18 protein-coding genes are annotated in these 19018 nt (G+C 61.1%); 12 read left to right on the top strand and 6 right to left on the bottom strand.

Annotation, left to right across the window (positions count from 1 at the left end):
- Positions 1 to 104 precede the first annotated feature (104 nt).
- The 4 genes from GGQ88_RS16480 to GGQ88_RS16465 all read left to right on the top strand — a co-directional run bounded on the left by GGQ88_RS16480 (position 105) and on the right by GGQ88_RS16465 (position 4145).
- A complete protein-coding gene (locus tag GGQ88_RS16480) occupies positions 105 to 1349 on the top strand; it encodes an MFS transporter (protein WP_221214726.1) in 1245 nt (414 codons plus the stop codon).
- A gap of 133 nt (positions 1350 to 1482) precedes the next feature.
- On the top strand, positions 1483 to 2610 hold the full coding sequence (locus GGQ88_RS16475; RefSeq protein WP_183614542.1) for a nickel/cobalt efflux transporter: 1128 nt from the start codon (positions 1483 to 1485) through the stop codon (positions 2608 to 2610).
- A 13-nt stretch (positions 2611 to 2623) separates the two neighbouring features.
- Positions 2624 to 2890 carry a metal-sensing transcriptional repressor gene (locus GGQ88_RS16470; protein ID WP_183614541.1) on the top strand — a complete coding sequence of 89 codons (267 nt, stop codon included), beginning with the start codon at positions 2624 to 2626 and terminating at the stop codon, positions 2888 to 2890.
- 148 nt (positions 2891 to 3038) lie between these two features.
- Positions 3039 to 4145: a DMT family transporter gene (locus tag GGQ88_RS16465; protein WP_246386151.1), complete on the top strand. Its 1107-nt coding sequence runs from the start codon at positions 3039 to 3041 to the stop codon at positions 4143 to 4145.
- Positions 4146 to 4154: 9 nt separating this feature from the next.
- On the opposite strand, the gene GGQ88_RS16460 is transcribed toward GGQ88_RS16465, so the two are convergent.
- Together GGQ88_RS16460 and GGQ88_RS16455 are read right to left on the bottom strand one after the other, a co-directional pair.
- Positions 4155 to 4487 (bottom strand): YnfA family protein, encoded by a 333-nt coding sequence (locus GGQ88_RS16460; RefSeq protein WP_183614540.1) that lies wholly within the window; start codon positions 4485 to 4487, stop codon positions 4155 to 4157.
- Entirely contained in the window at positions 4484 to 4885 is a 402-nt protein-coding gene (locus tag GGQ88_RS16455) for a MerR family transcriptional regulator (protein WP_183614539.1), read from the bottom strand. The genes GGQ88_RS16460 and GGQ88_RS16455 overlap by 4 nt, the downstream gene beginning before the upstream one ends.
- A 72-nt stretch (positions 4886 to 4957) precedes the next feature.
- Between GGQ88_RS16455 and GGQ88_RS16450 the strand changes: the two genes are divergently transcribed.
- From GGQ88_RS16450 to GGQ88_RS16415, 8 genes are all read left to right on the top strand, one after another.
- A complete protein-coding gene (locus GGQ88_RS16450; protein WP_343057248.1) occupies positions 4958 to 5596 on the top strand; it encodes a cation efflux transmembrane domain-containing protein in 639 nt (212 codons plus the stop codon).
- 198 nt (positions 5597 to 5794) lie between these two features.
- Positions 5795 to 6130 carry a hypothetical protein gene (locus GGQ88_RS16445; protein WP_183614538.1) on the top strand — a complete coding sequence of 112 codons (336 nt, stop codon included), beginning with the start codon at positions 5795 to 5797 and terminating at the stop codon, positions 6128 to 6130.
- Positions 6131 to 6193: 63 nt separating this feature from the next.
- The gene (locus GGQ88_RS16440) at positions 6194 to 7300 is read left to right on the top strand and encodes an efflux RND transporter periplasmic adaptor subunit (RefSeq protein WP_183614537.1); all 1107 of its coding nucleotides are present in this window, start codon (positions 6194 to 6196) and stop codon (positions 7298 to 7300) included.
- Entirely contained in the window at positions 7300 to 10407 is a 3108-nt protein-coding gene (locus tag GGQ88_RS16435; RefSeq protein WP_183614536.1) for an efflux RND transporter permease subunit, read from the top strand. The genes GGQ88_RS16440 and GGQ88_RS16435 overlap by 1 nt, the downstream gene beginning before the upstream one ends.
- Complete coding sequence (locus GGQ88_RS16430) at positions 10404 to 11654, top strand: TolC family protein (protein WP_183614535.1); 1251 nt, start codon at positions 10404 to 10406, stop codon at positions 11652 to 11654. Before GGQ88_RS16435 ends, GGQ88_RS16430 begins: the two co-directional genes overlap by 4 nt.
- Positions 11651 to 14113: a heavy metal translocating P-type ATPase gene (locus GGQ88_RS16425; RefSeq protein ID WP_183614534.1), complete on the top strand. Its 2463-nt coding sequence runs from the start codon at positions 11651 to 11653 to the stop codon at positions 14111 to 14113. The genes GGQ88_RS16430 and GGQ88_RS16425 overlap by 4 nt, the downstream gene beginning before the upstream one ends.
- A 3-nt stretch (positions 14114 to 14116) precedes the next feature.
- The gene (locus tag GGQ88_RS16420) at positions 14117 to 14800 is read left to right on the top strand and encodes a ZIP family metal transporter (RefSeq protein ID WP_183614533.1); all 684 of its coding nucleotides are present in this window, start codon (positions 14117 to 14119) and stop codon (positions 14798 to 14800) included.
- A gap of 31 nt (positions 14801 to 14831) precedes the next feature.
- A complete protein-coding gene (locus GGQ88_RS16415; protein ID WP_183614532.1) occupies positions 14832 to 15224 on the top strand; it encodes a hypothetical protein in 393 nt (130 codons plus the stop codon).
- Between the two features lie 183 nt (positions 15225 to 15407).
- Here GGQ88_RS16415 and GGQ88_RS21365 read toward each other — a convergent pair whose 3' ends face one another.
- The 4 genes from GGQ88_RS21365 to GGQ88_RS16395 all read right to left on the bottom strand — a co-directional run bounded on the left by GGQ88_RS21365 (position 15408) and on the right by GGQ88_RS16395 (position 18987).
- Entirely contained in the window at positions 15408 to 16004 is a 597-nt protein-coding gene (locus GGQ88_RS21365) for a DUF302 domain-containing protein (RefSeq protein ID WP_246386149.1), read from the bottom strand.
- A gap of 280 nt (positions 16005 to 16284) precedes the next feature.
- Positions 16285 to 16851: a hypothetical protein gene (locus GGQ88_RS16405; protein WP_343057246.1), complete on the bottom strand. Its 567-nt coding sequence runs from the start codon at positions 16849 to 16851 to the stop codon at positions 16285 to 16287.
- Positions 16852 to 16993: 142 nt separating this feature from the next.
- Entirely contained in the window at positions 16994 to 18082 is a 1089-nt protein-coding gene (locus GGQ88_RS16400; RefSeq protein ID WP_183614530.1) for a hypothetical protein, read from the bottom strand.
- Positions 18083 to 18546: 464 nt separating this feature from the next.
- The gene (locus tag GGQ88_RS16395) at positions 18547 to 18987 is read right to left on the bottom strand and encodes a DUF411 domain-containing protein (protein ID WP_246386147.1); all 441 of its coding nucleotides are present in this window, start codon (positions 18985 to 18987) and stop codon (positions 18547 to 18549) included.
- Positions 18988 to 19018 lie beyond the last annotated feature (31 nt).

The raw sequence follows: 19018 nt of genomic DNA, 5'->3' as shown, positions 1-19018 counted from the left end.
ACCAGTGTAACTGGCTCGCCATAGGCTATTTTCAAAGGCCCATTATCCAAGCGCGAAAGCCATCGCAATGAAGTGCCCATGAAAAATTTAGCTTCGACTATACTGTGGTCCGGCTGCCATTCATCGGCGAATGCGCAATGTTTGAGATAGAGCGAACATCCACAAATGACGCCGTTCGGATTCCCAGAACGGTTTGGATGCTCGGCTTTGTCAGCATGTTCATGGACATCTCGTCTGAGATTGTTCACGCATTGCTGCCATTGTTTCTCACCGGCACCCTCGGCGCATCGGTTGCAATGGTCGGGCTGATCGACGGCGTTGCCGAGGCAGCCGCGTCCATAACGAAGGTTTTTTCGGGGTACATCTCGGACCGAATTGGCAAGCGGAAACCACTCATTCTCTTGGGGTATGGCCTTGGTGCCTTGTCGAAGCCGCTCTTCGCCGTGGCGGGGAGCAGTGGGCTCGTCCTGGCAGCTCGGTTTGCCGACCGCATCGGCAAGGGACTGCGCGGCGCGCCGCGAGACGCGCTGGTCGCCGATGTGACGCCGACTGCCATCCGCGGACGCGCTTTTGGCCTGCGACAGTCGCTTGACACGATCGGTGCCTTTGTCGGACCTTTGGTTGCGATCGGCCTTATGGCACTCTTCCTGGATGACATCCGCAAGGTGTTTTGGTTCGCGATAATCCCTGGTATCGTTGCCGTGCTGCTGGTCCTAGGCGGCATCGAGGACCGCAGGCTACCCGAAGGCGCGGTGGAGGCACCCCCGCCGGTTCGATTCGGCGATCTGGCGCAGTTTTCGTCTCGATTCTGGGGCGTCGTGGCGATGGGCGCGCTGTTCACGATGGCGCGCTTCAGCGAAGCCTTTCTTATATTAAAAACCAATTCGGAAGGCCTTCCGATCATGCTGGCGCCGATGGTGCTAGTGGTTATGAACCTCGTCTATTCGCTGGGTGCCTATCCTGCCGGCGTCCTTTCGGACCGATTTTCGTCTCGCCATCTCCTGATCATTGGACTCTTGCCGCTCATGGCTGCCGATCTCCTGCTTGCGATGACGTCGGATTTAGCCATTGCATTTGCAGGGATCGCTCTGTGGGGTGCTCACATGGCTATGACCCAGGGCCTGATGGCCAAGCTGGTTACCGACAAGTCGCCTCCGCACTTGCGTGGATCCGCCTTCGGAATATTCAATCTTGTGTCGGGGATCGCCATGTTGCTGGCCAACGTGGTCGCCGGAACATTGTGGACCTCCTTCGGTCCGAGTATCACCTTCATCACTAGTGCCGCGTTTGCAGGGGCGACCATAGTGATGCTGGGGCTGGCTAATGCGAATCGCGCGCTACGAGCATAGCGCAGGCGAGACCGCGGCACAGCCGAACCTCGATGCGCCTGCACGAACTCATGGCAAGTGAACAAACCGCTCTACCCAGCTTGACCCTCAGTTAGAGGTGGAAATATCCCCACCAGGGGGATAGGTTACCCTGATGACATCTTTCACAGAGCTGCTCCAGCAAGGAGCGACACACGCCTGGTTATTCGTTCCGACCGCGATCCTGCTTGGCGCCCTGCATGGGCTGGAACCCGGCCACTCGAAAACCATGATGGCCGCTTTCATCATCGCGGTGCGAGGAACGGTCAAACAGGCTGTACTGCTCGGCCTCTGCGCGACGCTCTCACACACCGCGATCGTCTGGGTGATTGCTCTTGGCGGACTCTATCTGTGGCGAGGCCTCGCGCCGGAGACGATTGAACCATACCTCCAGGTCGCCTCGGCGGTCATTATTATCGGCATGGGCGCATGGATGCTTTGGCGGACCAGGCGGGAACAGGGCCTTGCGGCAACCCATGATCACTCTCATGATGCTAGCAATCATGGCAGACCCTCGCTGATACAAACCGGTCACGGAGTCCTTGAACTTCAGGTCTCTAAAGAAGACGTCCCTCCACGTTTTCGTATCACGGCCCAAAGGGGTCATGCTTGGCTCGCTGCCGATCTCTCACTCGAAACCGAGCGGACAGACGGTTCGCGGCAGGTCTTTAGTTTTGCGCAGCGCGATGGCTTCCTGGAATCCGCCGAGGAAATTCCAGAACCGCATGAATTCATTGCGCGTCTTGGCCTATCGCATGACGGCCACGCCCACAGCTACGACGTAGCATTCGTCGAACACGAGCAGGGGCATGATCATATCCACGAGGAGTTGCGCGGGCTCGACCTGGCTGCGGGCGGTTATCAGGATGCGCATGAACTGGCCCACGCCAACGACATTAGACGGCGTTTTGCGGACAAGTCCGTCACGACATCACAGATCGTGATCTTCGGACTTACCGGAGGCCTCATTCCCTGCCCCGGCGCGATAACGGTCCTGCTTTTATGCCTGCAACTAAAGGCATTTGTCCTCGGGGCTGCTCTGGTCCTGTGCTTCAGTATCGGGCTCGCGCTAACGATGGTCACCTCAGGGGTAATCGCTGCGCTCAGCGTGAAGCATGTCTCAAAGCGGTTCAGCGGGTTTGGCGAAATTGTCCGCAAAGCGCCCTATGTTTCAGGCGCTGTGATCCTCGTCATCGGGCTCTATCTTGGCATCAATGGATGGCTTCATTTGCCTATAAAGTGATAGGAGTCGAACCATGAGCCACGCCTGCAACCGGGAACTGCTGAACCGCCTCAAACGGGCACAAGGTCATTTGGCGAAGATCCTTACGATGATCGGGGAAGGCCGTGACGGACTGGAGACCGCCCAACAACTACAGGCGGTTGTAAATGCGCTCGACAAGGCCAAATCCCTGCTGGTAGCCGATCATATTGAGCATCATCTCGAGGAGGTGGTCGGCCCATTGTCCGTTGAAGCGCGCCAGCAATTATCCCGACTGACTGATTTGGCGAAATACCTTTGATTTAGTGAATCGCCGCATTGGGTTCACCATCCCGAGGTAACCCCAAGCAGTTGTCACACCGCCCTACGCAATTGTGATGAAGCATCGCCGGTGAGAACGGTGTTACAGATCTGATCAACGCGCTCGGACGCGCAGCGCAATACGGCTTTTGGAGGTCGACTGGGCTATGCCTGAACAACTTGAAGGTCGATCGCTGAAATTGCCCGCGCCGGGCGTGTTGCTGGCGCTCCTGTCAGCCATCCTGTTTGGCGCCAGCACACCTCTGGCCAAGCTGGTGCTGGGCAATGGGGTAAATCCATGGCTGCTTGCGGGTCTGCTTTATCTCGGTTCCGGCTTTGGCTTGGCACTTGTCCATGGCGTTCGCCGACTGGCCGGGCACGCCGAGGCCGAGGCCCCGCTTGTCCGCGCCGACTTGCCTTGGGTGGCACTCGTCATCCTGTGCGGGGGTGCCATTGCACCGGTCCTGTTCATGGCGGGACTGGCAACCACGCCCGCGTCCACGGCGTCGCTCTTGCTTAACCTGGAAGGTCTTGCGACACTTGCGATCGCCTGGTTGGTGTTTCGAGAGAACGTCGATCGCCGCCTTTTGATTGGGGCGGCGACCATACTGTGCGGCGCTGTGTTGCTGTCCTGGCGGGGCGGCCCCGAGGGCGGCGGCCTGGGCATGCTGGCGATTGCCGGGGCCTGCCTGGCCTGGGGCATCGACAACAATCTCACCCGAAAACTCAGCAGTGCCGATCCCGTACAGATAGCGATGCTAAAGGGGCTCGCCGCAGGAACCGTCAATCTTGTGCTGGCATTAGCGCTTGGCGCATCGCTTCCGGCGCTACCAGTCGTTGCGGGCGCAGCGCTGATCGGCTTCTTGGGCTACGGCGTCAGCCTCGTGATGTTCGTGCTCGCCTTGCGGCATCTCGGCACGGCCCGGTCAGGTGCCTATTTCTCGACCGCTCCGTTCATTGGCGCTGTGCTGGCGGTGGTGATGTTCGGGGAGCCCGTCACCACGCCTCTCATCATCGCCGGCATTCTGATGGCAATTGGGCTGTGGCTGCATCTGACTGAATCTCACAGCCATGACCACGAGCACGAAGCACTCGAGCACGAACACCGCCATGTCCATGACAGCCATCATCAGCATGAACATCCGCCCGGCATCTCGCCAAGTGAACCGCACAGCCATTGGCACCGGCTCACACCAATGGTCCACCGTCATGCCCATTTTCCCGACCTGCATCACCGGCACGGCCATCCGGATTGAGTAACTGCATCAAGCGGCGAGGCTGCGCGGTCCCAGCAAGATGATGCCGGCGCCCACAAGACAGACCGCCGCCCCGCCGAGATCCCAACGGTCGGGCCGTGTGCTTTCGACCGCCCACAGCCAGCCAAGCGACGCGCAGATGTAGACGGCGCCATAAGCGGCATAGGCACGGCCCGCGGCGTCGCTGTCGACTCGGGTGAGCAACCAGGCAAAGACAGCCAGCGAAACCATTCCGGGCACAACCCAGTACGGCGACCTGCCTAACCGCAGCCATGCCCAGAAGCTGAAGCACCCGGCGATTTCGGCAAGGGCGGCCAGGACGTAGACAATGGCTGTCTTCATTGCCCCATGCCTGCCGGCGCCAGCGTCTCGATGATCAGGCAATCAGCCACCGTTCCCTGGCGGCAGTCGCCGATCAGGCGGCTGAGTTCACCGCGCAATGCCTGCAGATCGGCAAGTTTGCGATCGATCTCCGCCAGATGCGCGCTCGCGATTGCGTCGACAGCTGCACAGGACCGCGCCCGGTCGTCGGCGAGGTCGAGCAATTCGCGAACCTGATCGAGCGTGAAGCCAAGGTCCCGCGCGCGCCGGATGAACGATAACCGCGCCAGATGGTCGTTGCCGAAGCTGCGATAGTTGGCGGCGTCGCGCGCCGGCGGCGGCAACAGTCCGATCTTTTCATAGTAGCGAACCGTCTCGATATTGGTCGCGGTCGCCGACGCCATTTCCCCGATTTTCATCGCTTGACCCTGTAGTTGCTACAGGGTGCATAAGGCAGTCCACACACCGAGTCGAGGATTCGAGGGAAGCCCGTGGACGACTGCTGCGCTAAGAAGAGCGAGACCTTGAACCTGCTGGCGCAGGGCGACCAGCGCCGCGTGCTGGTCATTGTCATGGTGATCAACATCGCGATGTTCGTGGCCGAATTCACGGCGGGCGTCATTGGCCAGTCGAGCGCATTGATGGCAGACTCGGTCGATATGCTGGGCGATGCGTTCGTCTATGCGCTCAGCCTTTATGCGCTTTCCCGCGGTCCACGCTGGGAAGCAGGGGCTGCGCTGACCAAGGGTGCCATCATTCTTGCCTTCGGGCTCGGCATCATCGTCGAGATCGCGTTCAAGATTGGAAATGGCATCACGCCATCGAGCCAGATCATGATGACCTTCAGCGCAATCGCACTGCTGGCGAATGGCGCCTGCCTTGCGCTGCTCTGGCGCTTCCGCAAGCTGAACGTGAACATGAGCTCGACCTTCGAGTGCTCGCGCAACGACGTCGCATCGAACATCGGCGTGCTCGTGGCAGGCGCGGTGGTTGCCTGGTCGGGTTCGTTCTGGCCCGACATTGCCATCGCCGCGATCATCGCCGCGATCTTCCTGCGTTCTGCTCTCTCGGTACTTGCCAGCGCATGGCCCGTCTTTCGCGGCCATCCGGGCGCGGTGAAGCTGGATTGAAACATGGTTCAAGGATTTCCAGACTTGAACGGCGATCCGCGCCAAGCACGGTGTCATGACTGCCAATCGGCGTGGAAGATGTTCGGCTATGCGAGCCTATGCCATGCGAGTTGCTCAAGTCGGCCTGAACAAATCGGTCTCAGCGGCATGAAACAGCGTAATTTGCCACCTCGCCTCTTGGCTGTTAGACGCCAAACCGTGCGTGGCATCCTGATCCGTCTTGCAATTCTCTTTTCGGTCATTCTGGCCGGATTGCACATGCCTGCGGTCGCTGCGGATCTGGGCGAGGTCGATGGTATCGTGACGGCCTACTGCGCAGAGCACGACGATGGGCCGTCTGTCGACCATAAATCGATCCCAGGCGAACAGGGCAGCGAGGGGCTTCATCACCACCACTGCCCCATGGCCGCCGATTTGGATGGCCTTGCTGGTTCGAGCGATCTTGCGCCCATGGCGCAAGTGCATTTCCCGGCAGCCCTCGGTGCGCTGAAATCGCGCGCGACCGCCCCCCCGATTGACCCGCCGCTAGCCTGACGCCGCGACCAGGCCGGTTCCTATGGGAACCGGTCCCAGCATGCGTTCAGGAAAGGCAACGGAATGAATTCCCGGAATATTGTTGTGGGCGGCGCACTTGCCGTCCTTGCCGCGGCGAGCGGCTATGCCCTGTTTGGCACCAAGGAAGCACCAACCCCAGCGGCACAGCAGGCCCCGGCAGGTTCTGAGCCTGCCGAGCTGACCGACGCGCAGCTTGCCCGGCTCGGGATCAAGACCGTGGCGGCGCGCCTCACGAACGATGTGCCTCTGGGCACCGTGCCCGCCATGGTGACGCTGCCCCCGGAAAACCGGGTCGCCGTTACCGCGGCGCTTCCAGGCGCGGTGCGGCAGGTCTTTGTGATCGAAGGGCAGGAAGTGCGCCGCGGCCAACCGCTCGCCACCCTGGTCAGCCGCGACGCGATGCAACTCGGGGGCACGCGCGGACGCGCCTCGGCTCGGATCACTCTGGCGCGCGCCAACCTTTCCCGCGCAGAGGCACTCTATCGCGAAGGTGTCATCGCCGGAGCGCGCGTTCAGGAAGCAAGAGCAGAACTCGCTCAGGCTGAATCGGAGGCGGGCGAAGCCGGCCGGATTCTCGCCGCTTCCGGAGCCAGCGCGAACGGTGTGGTGACCCTGCGAGCGCCGATCTCCGGGCGGGTTTCCAAGGTCGCGATCCAGACCGGCGGTCCCGTCGATGGCATGACCGCACCATTCGTGATCGATGCGGCCAACGCCTATCAACTAGACCTGCAACTGCCCGAGCGTCTTGCTGCGAGCGTTCGGCCAGGAATGAGCGTGACGCTTCCCGGCAATGTGACCGGCCAAATCCTGTCGGTCGGTTCGACCATCGATCCCTCCACCCGCAGCGTAGTCGCCAAGGCCAGCATCGGTGCGGCTCCCGGCCTGATCGCGGGCAAGTCGGTGATGGTCGCCATCGGTGGCGGCAACGGCAATGCAGCGGTCAGCATCCCGTCGTCCGCCCTCGCCCGCGTCAACGACAAGGACGTGGTTTTCGTGCGCACGGGCAAGCGCTTTGCGCTGCGCGAGGTTTCGCTTGGCGGCAGCGGCAAAAGCGAAACCGCCATACTGTCCGGCCTCAAGCCCGGCGAGGTCGTCGCGGCAAGCTCGATCCCCGAACTCAAGATGCTGCTTGGCGGCGGGGGCGAGTGATGCTGAGACGCCTTGTTGAATGGTCGCTGGGCGCACGGTTCGCCGTGCTTGGCCTGGCCGTCTTGCTTGCCGCCTTCGGTGGATGGTCGTTCAAGAATCTCCCGATCGACGCCTTCCCGGATATCTCAACCACCCAGGTCAAGATCATCCTGAAAGCGCCCGGGATGACCCCCGAGGAGGTCGAAAGCCGGGTCATTACACCTATTGAAATGGAAATGCTGGGAATCCCGAACCAGCAGATTCTGAGATCGATGGCCAAATACGGCATCGCCGACATCACGATCGATTTTTCCGACAGCAGCGACATCTACTGGGCCCGCAGCCAAGTTACCGAACGGCTGAACAACGTCATGGGCGACCTGCCCGCTTCGGTTGAAGGAGGCCTCGCGCCGATCTCGACGCCGCTTTCCGACGTTTACATGTTCACGATCGAAGGCCCGCAATCACTCGCCGAAAAGCGCCGGATGCTTGATTGGACGATCCGACCGGCCCTACGCACGGTTCCGGGCGTTGCCGATGTCAATTCGCTGGGCGGGCACGCCGAGACTTTCGAGGTACGCCCAGATCCCGGTGCCATGGCTGCGGCCGGGCTGACCTATCACGACATCCAAACCGCGGTCGAGAGTGGCAATCGCAACGACGGTGCCGGACGCCTCGCCAATGGCGAGAGCACGCTTATCGTGCGGTCGGTAGGGGCAATCCAAACGGCCGACGATTTGCGTGCGATCGTCATCCGCAGCGGTGCGAGCGGCGTTCTGCGGCTTGGCGATGTTGCGACAGTCACCACGGGAAGCCTCACCCGCTACGGCGCCGTGACCAAGAACGGCAAGGAAGAAACCGTCCAGGGGCTGGTGATCGCGTTACGCGGCGCTGATGCCAGCAAAGTGGTCGGCGGCGTCAAGGAGCGCATGGCCGAGATCGAGCGCAGTCTGCCCAAGGGCATGACGGTCGATGTCTTCTACGATCGTTCGGAACTGGTTGGCCATGCGGTCTCCACGGTCGAGGAAGCGTTGCTCGAAGCCAGCATCCTGGTGGTGATTCTGCTGTTCCTGTTCCTCGGAAACGTTCGCGCCTCTCTGATCGTCGCGGCCGCGCTGCCGATGGCGACGCTCGTGACCTTCATCCTGATGCGCTGGTTCGGCATGTCCGCCAACCTGATGAGCCTTGGCGGCCTCGCCATCGCCATCGGCATGCTGGTCGATGGGGCGGTCGTCGTGGTCGAAAACGTGGTCGACCGCTTTGCTCATCCGCATCATCAGTCGACCAGCAAGATCCACCAGGTCCTGGTCGCGACCAGCGAGGTCGTGGTCCCGGTGACATCGGGCATGGTGATCATTGCGCTGGTTTTCCTGCCGCTGCTCACTTTGCAAGGCCTCGAAGGCAAGCTGTTCGGACCGGTCGCGCTGACGATCGTGCTCGCGCTGGCAGGCGCGCTGGTCCTCTCGCTGACCTTGATCCCGGTGCTGGCCTATTTCGGGCTTAAACAGGATGCCGGGCACGATGAGCCGTGGCTGATGCGCCAGCTTTCACCGCTTTACAGCAAATCCCTGCATTGGGCCTTTGACAACCGGCGCACGGTTTTCGCGATCGCGGGCGGCTCTCTGCTCGCCGCAGCGCTGGCTTATACCTTCATCGGCAAGACCTTCATGCCCACGATGGACGAGGGTGCGGTGCTGATGCAGCTCGAAAAGCAGCCCAGCATCGGGCTTGACCACAGCATTGCCGGCGACCTCAAGGCGCAGCGCCTCGTCATGGCGAAGGTGCCCGAAGTGCAGGACATTATCGCCCGGGTCGGCTCCGACGAGCTTGGTCTCGATCCAATGTCGCTCAACGACACCGACAGCTTCATGCGTCTGAAGCCCCGCTCGGAATGGCGCGTCCAGGACAAGGACTGGCTGGTCGAGCAGATCCGCCTCGCAATGGAAGACATGCCGGGCGTCGAACCGGCCTTCACCCAACCCATCGAAATGCGCGTCTCGGAAATGCTGACGGGCGTGCGCGGCGATCTCGCGCTCAAGATTTTCGGGCCTGACCTCAAGACCTTGGGCGAGCTCGCAGCCCAGACGCAAGGCCGGTTGCGCAAGATTCGCGGCGTAACCGAGGTCAAGACGCTGGCCGATGACAAGGTGGACTACCTTCAGATCGACATTGATCGGCTCGCGGCCGGGCGCGCCGGCATGCCGGTGGCTGAGTTGCAGGATGCACTGCGTGCCCAGCTTGAGGGCAGCCGGGCGGGTGTTGTTGCCGAAGGCAATCGGCGGGTGCCGATCGTCATCAAGGGCGATCCCGCCAATGCCGGCAATCCCGATACATTCACCAGCCAGATGATCCGCAGTCCGGACGGCACCCTCTTGAGAGTGGGCGACGTCGCCCGGATCAGCCAAGTGGAAGGCCCGGTAAAACTCGATCACGAGAACGGTTCGCGTTTCGCCGTGGTCCAGGCCTTCGTTTCGGGCCGCGACCTGGTTGGTTTCGTCAATGACGCCAAGGCCGATATCGCACGGAACGTGAAGCTTCCGCCGGGCTACCGGTTTGAATGGGGCGGTCAGTTCGAAAATCAGCAGCGCGCTTCTGCCCGCCTCGGCGTGGTCCTGCCAGTCGCGCTACTGCTGATCTTCGGCGTGCTGTTCTGGACGCTGCGCTCGATGCGGGCCTCACTGCTCATCATTGCGATGATCCCCTTCGCGGTCGTTGGCGGAATAATCACGCTGGCGGTCTCGGGCGAATATCTTTCGGTTCCCGCTTCGGTCGGCTTCATCGCCCTGCTCGGCATTGCTGTGCTCAACGGGCTCGTCATGGTCACCTACTTCCGCCAATTGCGTGAGCAGGGCCTAACCATAGGCGAAGCCGTCCGGCGGGGCGCGGAACGACGATTGCGGCCCGTATTGATGACCGCATCCATCACAGCCTTCGGGCTGGTGCCGCTGCTCTTCGCCAGCGGCCCTGGCAGCGAGATCCAGCGGCCACTCGCGGTGGTCGTGATCGGCGGTATCATCACATCGACGCTGCTCACCCTGTTCCTCCTGCCGATGCTCTACGAGCGGTTCGGCGAGAATCCCGCCGAGCGCGCCGCGCTCGATGACGGGATGGAAAGCGCTTCGGCATGAAACTCAGACTGATTGCGGCTCTGCCGCTCCTTTTCGCCGCCCCGGCCCTTGCCCAGTCGCTTCCCGGACTTCCCGAGGCCGCCGTGCAAGAGGCTATTGCAACCCATCCGCGTGCCCGCGCGGCGGACGCCAAGATCGATGCCGCCCGGCAAGAGGCCGGAGCGTTGCGAGCCAGCCCGCATGAGTTCACCGTTTCCGGCGATTATGCCCGGCGCTCGGTCCAGGGCGAGGGCAATTTCGGCGAATATTCGGTAACCGTCGAACGCCCGATCCGATTGCCGGGCAAGGGAGCGCTCGATCGCAAGGCCGGCAGTCTTGGCATCCAGGTTGCCGAACTGCGGGCAGACGAGGTGCGGCATCAGCTCGCACTGCAACTGGGCGAACTGTGGTGGGACTGGCTCGCTGCCGAAGCTGACGTACGCATTCTCAGCGACACACAAGCCACACTCGAACGGGCTTATCGCGGGGTCGATAGCCAGGTCCGGGTGCAGGACGCAGCCATGGTTGATGCCGATCGGGCCATGGCGGAGGTGGCAACCAACAAGTCGGCGCTGGATGCCGCACGCGGCCGGGCTAGCATCGCGCGCAGCCGGCTTGAGGCCCAATTTCCGGGAATTGCTCTCCCGGCAGAAGCGCCGCTATTGCCGGAAGCGGGCCTCCCCATCGAGGAACTGGCCCGGCTGCGCGACGCGGTCGTCACCTGCAACCACGAGTTGCCGGCAGCCATTGCAGAAGCCGATCGTCTCGCGGCCTTGTCCGAGCGCAGCCGCCGAGACCGCATGGCCGATCCAACCATAGGCGCGCGCGTGTTCAGCGAACGGGGCGGGATCGAGAAAGGGGCCGGGGTCGTGTTCTCGGTCCCGATCGGAGGCCGCTATCGCTCGGCACTGTCCGGACGGGCCCAAGCCGAAGCTCAAGTTGCCGCAGCGGATGCGGCCAGCGCCCGCTTCGACGTTCAGGAGATGGCGACGACAGACTATTCGACCGCACTCGGCAGCTCCCAAACCTGGCAAGCGAGTCAGGCAGCAGCGCTCAGCAGCGCAAAGGCAGTCGGACGATTGCGCGCCGGCTACCGGCTTGGCCACGTCGACCTAGCCGACCTGCTTTACGCTGAGCGACAGGCCAAGGAAGCGGCCTTGGCTGAAAGCCAGGCACGAACTGCTGCCTTACGCGCCGAAACCAAGCTGCGGATCGACGCGCACGCGTTGTGGTTGAACTGCAGCCACCAGGCAGAGGCACCGAAATGATCGAAAAGCTCAAAATCGAAATTCCGCTGGTTCTTCCCGAGGTCGGCGACGAGGCAGATCGCTGCGTAACGAGGCTGCAGGATGTGCTGCGCGCACGTGATGGCGTGGAGGAAGCGCATGTTGCGCCCCAGGCTGCGGGTTCGCCTCCACTCCTGTGCGTTCACTACGATCCTTCGCGTTTGTCGCTGACGCAGGTTCGCTCGGCGGTGGAGGCAGCCGGTGCCGAAATCAGCGCGCGCTTCGGTCACGTTGTCTGGGATCTTGGACAAACCATCAACCCGCGAGAGGCCCGCCGGATCGAGCAACAGGCAGGAAGGCTGCCGGGCGTGATCGAAGCATCGATCAGTGCTGCCGGGATGATCCGGGTCGAGTTCGACAGCAGTCTCACCGATCGGCAATCGCTGTCCGCGGCGCTCAAAACGCTCGGGATGAACTTTGAAGATCTAGCCATCGATGAGCATGCGGGACATGCGCACGGTCCCGGCGACCATGCCCACGCCGATGCCGGTCTGTTTGGCCCCTGGACCGAGCTTGCGTTCGCGCTGGCCTGCGGGACCTCGCTGGCAATCGGCTTTGGATTGGAAAAACTCGCATCCGGGCTCCCGTCCCGGGTGCCTCTTGCCTGCTACATCGCCGCCTACGGTGCCGGCGGTTTCTTCACCTTGCGCGAAGCCATCGAAAACCTGAAGGCGCGCCGCTTTGAGATCGATACGCTGATGCTGGTCGCCGCAGCCGGTGCGGCGGCCCTGGGTGCCTGGGCCGAGGGCGCGCTTCTGCTCTTCCTGTTCAGTCTCGGCCATACGCTTGAGCACTATGCCATGGGTCGGGCCAAGAAGGCGATCGAAGCGCTGGCCAAACTTGCTCCGCAGACCGCACTCCTGCGCCTTGAGAATGGCGGAACCGAAGAGATCCCGGTCGAACAACTGGTCGTCGGCGACATCATCGTGATCAAGCCCGACCAGCGCGTTGCCGCTGACGGGTTCGTTCTCAGCGGCAATTCGGCGATCGATCAGGCACCCGTCACGGGCGAAAGTATCCCTGTCGACAAGCGGCCGGTCGACGATCCTGCCGCAGCTCGCGCGCACGCAGATAAGGTCGATGCTGCGAGCCGGGTCTTTGCCGGCACGATCAATGGCAGCGGCCTGATTGAGGTCGAAGTGACCCGGCTCGCCAGCGAAAGCACGTTGGCGCGTGTGGTGCAGCTGGTCAGCGAAGCCGAAACACAAAAGTCACCGACCCAGCGCTTCACCGACCGGTTCGAGCGCTATTTTGTTCCGGCTGTTCTGGGTCTGTGCGCTCTGCTGCTGTTCGCCTGGACCGTGATCGACGAACCGTTCCGCGACAGCTTCTACCGCGCAATGGCGGTGCTGGTTGCGGCCAGTCCCTGCGCACTCGCGATCGCGACGCCGAGCGCGGTCCTTTCCGGCGTCGCCCGCGCCGCCCGCGGCGGCGTTCTGGTCAAAGGCGGTGCGCCGTTGGAACTTCTGGGATCGCTGGATGCGATAGCCTTCGACAAGACCGGCACCCTGACCATCGGCGAGCCGAGTATCCGCGACATCATCACCGCGCCGGGTGTGTCGCGCGAAGAATTGATGGCTGTCGCTGTCGCGGTTGAAAGCCTCAGCGATCATCCCTTGGCACAAGCCATCGCCCGGGACGGACGCGAACACACCGGCGATCATGTCATCCCGCGGGCCGAAAGCGTTACAAGCCTTACGGGCCGCGGCGTCGCCGCGCGGGTCGACGGAACGGATGTCCTCATCGGCAAGGCCGAGATGTTCGGCACAGACGGCATCGCGCCGCTGTCTGAAGATATGACCGCTGCCATCGCCAGACTACGTGAAGGCGGACAGACGAGCATGGTGGTGCGCCAGGGGGATCGTGACCTCGGCGCAATCGGACTGATGGACACGCCCCGCGAAAGCGCACGCGATGCGATCGCCCAACTGCGCCGCATCGGCATCAAACGGATCATCATGATCTCAGGTGACCACCAGCGCGTTGCCGAAGCCGTCGCGGCACAGGTCGGCATCGATGAGGCCTGGGGCGATCTCCTGCCGGAAGACAAGGTCGCGGCGATCAAGAAGCTCAAGGCATCAACCCGCGTCGCCATGGTCGGCGATGGGGTCAATGACGCACCGGCCATGGCCAGCGCCACTGTTGGCATAGCCATGGGCGCTGCAGGGTCCAACGTCGCGCTCGAAACCGCAGACGTGGCGCTGATGGCTGACGATCTGTCGCACTTGCCCTTCGCGGTTGGATTAAGCCGCCAAACCCGCGCCATCATCCGCCAGAACGTCTTTGTCAGCTTGGGAGTGGTTGCGCTGCTGGTCCCAGCGACTATCCTCGGTCTCGGAATTGGTCCTGCGGTTGCGATGCACGAGGGCTCGACCCTGCTCGTGGTCTTCAACGCATTGCGGCTACTGGCCTTCCGCAACATCGGCGCAAGGGAGCGCTGACAGGTGCAGGCCCTGCCCTATACCCTGATCCCCCTAGGCGCCGTGATCATCGGAACACTCGTCGCGCTTTGGCGCCGTCCTGGCGCAACCTTTGTTAGCGCGACCCAGCATCTCGCGGCAGGGGTGGTTTTCGCGGCAGCTGCGGTCGAAATCCTTCCCCAGATCAAGCACGAGGCCTCACCTGCGGCGACGCTGATCGGCGGCGCTATCGGCGTTGGCGTGATGCTCGCGATCAAGGCGTTCGAGGAACGCTCCTCCGGTCCCTTTGCCATGCTGAGCGCAACCGGCATCGACATTTTCATCGACGGCCTCGTGCTGGGTCTCGCCTTTATTGCCGGTGATCGCGCCGGGATCCTGCTGACCGCAGCCCTGACGCTCGAGATCCTGTTTCTCGGGCTATCCGTAACTTCGGAATTGCAGGAGGAAAAGGCGGGGCCCCGCCGCATTCTGGCCATCGCTATCGGGCTTGGCCTCCTACTCCCGCTTGGGGCTCTCACCGCGACACCCGTTGCGATGCTACCGCCCGTCGTCATCACCGGCTTCCTGAGTTTCGGGCTGATGGCCCTCCTCTACCTCGTGACCGAAGAGCTGCTGGTCGAGGCGCATGAGAAGCCGGACACGCCGCTTATTTCTTCGATGTTCTTCGTCGGTTTCCTCGGGCTGCTCGTGCTCGAGGAACTGATGTGATGATGCGTCCACACCAATGAAAGGGGCTAACATGTTTCTATCCAGATTGAAGCTGGGCCTGACCTCCGTCACCCTCGCCTTGGCAGTCGGCGGCTGCTCCATGGGGCCTGAGCTCAAGATCCCGATTACCCAGAATTCGAATGAGCGCGTCTCGATCCGCTGGGCTCACGCCTACCAGAGAAAGCATGGCATCGAGGTTTGGGGACAGGTTCGGCGCAGGAACTACAGTCTTGTCCGGGGCCACATTCACATCGAAGCGCTTGGTCAATCGGGCACGGTGCTCGCCCAGGCCGACGCCTATTTGCCAAAGATGGTCCGTCATCCGTTTATGGCCAAAAGCTTTGGTGCCAGGCTCTTAGTAAATGACGCTACAGCAGTCTCGCAGCTTTTGGTCGAGGTGCGTTCGCAGGCGGACAATGATTGACCTTGCGACGACGGCGTGAAGATTGTCGGCAGTCTAGATTTGAGGTGCCGGACTGCGGGACGCTGAAGCACACGTCTGACTAGGGTGCTCTGTTTGAGCCAAGTCGGGCCGATCAGAACGTCCGGATGTCCCGCCACGCGCAAAGATAGAAGAATTGCCGCATCAACAGCGCGTGCATCCCCTTCAGCCACTTCGGCCCAAATCTTGAGAAACAGGAAGAAAAGGCCGGCGACAGTGGCCAGTCCGGCGAGAAGACGCAGGGGCAACCCCGAGGCCCCACGGAATCCCGGGAATAGCAATGAAGCCATTCTCGATTCCTGTTTCGCTTGCATGTGCCGATCCGACATCGCTGAAAAACTGCCGCCAGGTCAACTGTTGTCGGGTGATGAAGATGCGTCTTGAGCCGATAGCGCGCATCAGCTTCTCGCGGACGACCCCGGCAGCTTTAACCAATGCCGGGTTGTTGATGGCTTGCATCGAGGCAACAGGGTCAATTGCCGCGACTTCAAATTCGCCAACGCCCGACTGTTGAACAACCACGTTGCATGGCAGCATCAGTCCTACCTTGTCTTCCAGCTGCAATGCCTCGTGGGCCAGGGTCGGATTGCATGCCCCGAGTATCGTATATGGCCGGAATTCGACATCGATCTTTGATTTGAGCGTCTGCTGGATATCGATCCGGCTGATAACGCCGAAGCCCTCGGTCTTTAGGGCGGCCTCGGTGCGCGCGAGTGTATCCTCAAACGATGCCAGCAGTTTGGTGGCTATGTAGTAGGTCATTGATTATCCTTTCCGTCGAAATCTCGGCATCGAGAGCCCCCCAAGACCAGGCTCGCCATGCGATGAATTGACTGCTTCTCAGATCATTTTCGGCCGGACATCAGGTATTTGATCAATGCCACGATCCCCAGGACAATCAGGATCAAGGCCAGCCAACCTAGCCCGCCCATACCCCATCCCATTCCATACATCATTTCGGTCTCCTCATTTGAACGTCAAAAATCAGCACCTTGCCGGCGAATTCTGTGTCCACCGCCAGTTCGTCGCTCGCCATGCAAGGTCACCTGGATAGATTGTTCAGGTGCCTGGCCCAGTCGATGCGGGTGAAGGCAACCAGTAGAACTATCATGGCGACCTGCATTGCGATTCCGAACGGACTGGTGATTGCCTGACGAAAGGCCTCGCCGACGTTCGTACTTTCGATGCTTTTCGAAGTGAGGAGATAGATCGAATATGAAACTGTGCGCCCCACGAAAAAGGCTGCTGTGAAACCAAGCAGCGGAACCCTGGCCAGTCCGGCGGCTTCGAAGAGTGGCGCGGAAGGAACAGGTGAAAGGGCAAACAAGCCGAGCGCGATCATCGAATTTCGTTTCTTGCGCTCGAACGCGGCTCGGGCAGCAGCGACGTTTCTCTTGGTCTTTTCCGACACATGGCGGGCCAGCAATCTAAAGGCATGGGCCAGGAGGAAACGACCTGTTGCAGCCGCTGACGCAGCGACCAAGACGAGCGCCAGCACCGACATTTTGGTGTCGATGCTGTACATCACGATCACCGACCAAGTCGGAGGCCCGAAAGCAGGCATCAGGTTCACGCCAAGAACGATGGCGAACAGGATCAGATAATTCACCACCCTCGCCCCTTTCCGTTCCCCCTGGAGAGAAGGCGCGTATTCTGATGAAGGGTGCTTGGTCTAATCCGTTGGAGACCCGAAAGCGGTTGGTCAGCGCCTGATGTGCGCCGCCCGACTACCCACCAAGCGCATATGGTCCTCACATGACGTGACCATCGTTTGTCGCAAACTTTATGCGCAGGAAGAGCTTAAATCCTCCAGGATCGGAACCATATTCGGGCTTGAATGCCGAAGGTATGAAATCCTTGGTGTATGAGCCGCCGAAGCGCAACGAGAGGCCATGCTGTTCAACCAGGGTCCGCTCGTATCCAAGCGTAAATGCCTTCACCCATCTGGGATCGGTCGGACTGCCAATCGTCGCGTCGTCAAGTTGCTCAGGCGTGATCTGCAAGACTTCGGCCCTACCGAAAAATGCGTTCAGTCCTCGCTGATAAACCGCTTCGGCAAGAAGGCTGGTTTGCGAGGCGCTGTTGCCATCTCGCCCTCTTGCCCAGACAAGTGAGGATCGCAGCGTGCCTGGTCCGACCTGGTGCGAGGTTGCCAGCCACGCCGATATGAATTGGCTGTGTTTTTCAACGCCTGCATCATCCGGCGAAAGCACGTCACCGTAAGACGCTCCCACTTTGATGTGATCGTCAAAGTCCTGGGTGAGGCGGAAGGCGAAGGAATCCGGACTGTGCAGCGGCAGCGGCCAGCTAACGCTCTTCCCGCTGAAAGCAGTCGCCTCAATTGTGGTGCCTGCAATATGGTATTCGATGCCGAGCACCGTTGAAGCGTCATGGAATCCATCCTGCAACCCGTGGCCCAGCGGCGCATCGGGATTTCCTTCTGCGGACAGACGATGCATGAACGGGACGGGACCGATCGCGGCCGCACCACGGGGGGCAAAAAGAAGAGTCAGGTGCTGGTCGCCGCTTGAACCAAGCGCAATGACATCCCTGAACTCCAGCGCCATGAGCGTATCATGGGCATGCATGTTGTCGATATTTTCGGTCTGCAGGAGTTGTGGCGTCCCCTTGTCGCCGACGGTCAATTGCTCGGGCGATGCCATTAGGCTGACAATCAGGTGATTCCTGGGCGCCAGTTCGCGGTCGTACATCAGCATCCAGGTGCCAGGTCCAGTCACGCGTGACCGGCCGCGCGGCCCGGTCGTGTGCGAATAGACCGCAAATTGATTGATCTGCAGCATGAATGGCGATTTTGACTTTTCCCCATCATCCATGTCCATGCCCGTACTGGTAGTGGGCCGACTACTTGCAATGGGCGGGGTTGGCATAGCTGCCGCGCCTGCATCTGGAGCAGTTTTCCTGCCTTGATCGAGCGGCGGCCCGCTAGCAGCGGTTCCCGGAACCGCTTTCCCATCGGGCATGCACATCTGCATATCAGGATTCCAGCGCTCGCTCGGCGAACACTGTGGTTGAGCAGCGTAGGAAGCGGTGCTCAATAGCATCGTTGCTGCAACAAGGCCCAAAGCCACTGGGTGCGCAAAAAACACTCTTCGCGCCACCGCAACAGGCGTCAGAATTAGGGGCTCGTGCATGCAGCGTTCCCAATGATCTGAGGAGCTTATTTCGAATAAAGACCCTCGTATTTAGCGCGGGGATTCGAAGTCAATAAACGATCCGCGCATCGGAATGTTCCGTTCGGGAAGACCTCCTAAGCTTATAAAAGCCATTCGAATGAAGATTCTATTTAGTGGCGTGAATACACAAATGATCTTCCTGTCCCAAACGCCACCACATTATAGTGATTCGCCTGCATTCCCGGCATTTCCATACCAAGCGATCCCATCGGCATGCCGGCTACAGCGAGACCGCGAACGCCGTTGGGCTTTGCGGACAGCACCCGCTTCATGTCGGCAATAGGAACATGGCCCTCAAATGCCATCCCATCGATGATTGCGGTGTGGCAGCCTCCAAGCGAAGCAGGCACACCAAGCCGCCTGTCGAATTCCGCCCGGTGAGCATCATCAATGATCCGAACGTTGCGACCGAACGCCGCGCGAACTTCGGCCGCCCATTTTTCACAGCATCCGCAGCCAGGATCGCGGTGCATTACAATGTCTGTCGCCGCGAGCGCGGGGGTCGTCCATAACACGGCGGCAAGCAGGAACCTCTTTGCGTTGAACGCCATTTTCAGTCCTTTCGGTCGGACATCATATAAT

The organism is Novosphingobium hassiacum (assembly GCF_014196055.1).
GTDB classification, from domain to species: Bacteria; Pseudomonadota; Alphaproteobacteria; order Sphingomonadales; family Sphingomonadaceae; genus Novosphingobium; species Novosphingobium hassiacum.
This window is presented reverse-complemented; position numbering and strand designations above follow the sequence as displayed.

Excerpts from the sequence above, each read along its gene's own strand:
- GGQ88_RS16460 (WP_183614540.1), bottom strand. The coding sequence starts at position 4,487 with ATGAAGACAGCCATTGTCTACGTCCTGGCCGCCCTTGCCGAAATCGCC.
- GGQ88_RS16400 (WP_183614530.1), bottom strand. The coding sequence starts at position 18,082 with ATGGACATGGATGATGGGGAAAAGTCAAAATCGCCATTCATGCTGCAG.
- GGQ88_RS16395 (WP_246386147.1), bottom strand. The coding sequence starts at position 18,987 with ATGGCGTTCAACGCAAAGAGGTTCCTGCTTGCCGCCGTGTTATGGACG.
- GGQ88_RS16425 (WP_183614534.1), top strand. The coding sequence starts at position 11,651 with ATGATCGAAAAGCTCAAAATCGAAATTCCGCTGGTTCTTCCCGAGGTC.
- GGQ88_RS16475 (WP_183614542.1), top strand. The coding sequence starts at position 1,483 with ATGACATCTTTCACAGAGCTGCTCCAGCAAGGAGCGACACACGCCTGG.
- GGQ88_RS21365 (WP_246386149.1), bottom strand. The coding sequence starts at position 16,004 with ATGACCTACTACATAGCCACCAAACTGCTGGCATCGTTTGAGGATACA.
- GGQ88_RS16455 (WP_183614539.1), bottom strand. The coding sequence starts at position 4,885 with ATGAAAATCGGGGAAATGGCGTCGGCGACCGCGACCAATATCGAGACG.
- GGQ88_RS16435 (WP_183614536.1), top strand. The coding sequence starts at position 7,300 with ATGCTGAGACGCCTTGTTGAATGGTCGCTGGGCGCACGGTTCGCCGTG.
- GGQ88_RS16430 (WP_183614535.1), top strand. The coding sequence starts at position 10,404 with ATGAAACTCAGACTGATTGCGGCTCTGCCGCTCCTTTTCGCCGCCCCG.
- GGQ88_RS16470 (WP_183614541.1), top strand. The coding sequence starts at position 2,624 with ATGAGCCACGCCTGCAACCGGGAACTGCTGAACCGCCTCAAACGGGCA.
- GGQ88_RS16440 (WP_183614537.1), top strand. The coding sequence starts at position 6,194 with ATGAATTCCCGGAATATTGTTGTGGGCGGCGCACTTGCCGTCCTTGCC.
- GGQ88_RS16415 (WP_183614532.1), top strand. The coding sequence starts at position 14,832 with ATGTTTCTATCCAGATTGAAGCTGGGCCTGACCTCCGTCACCCTCGCC.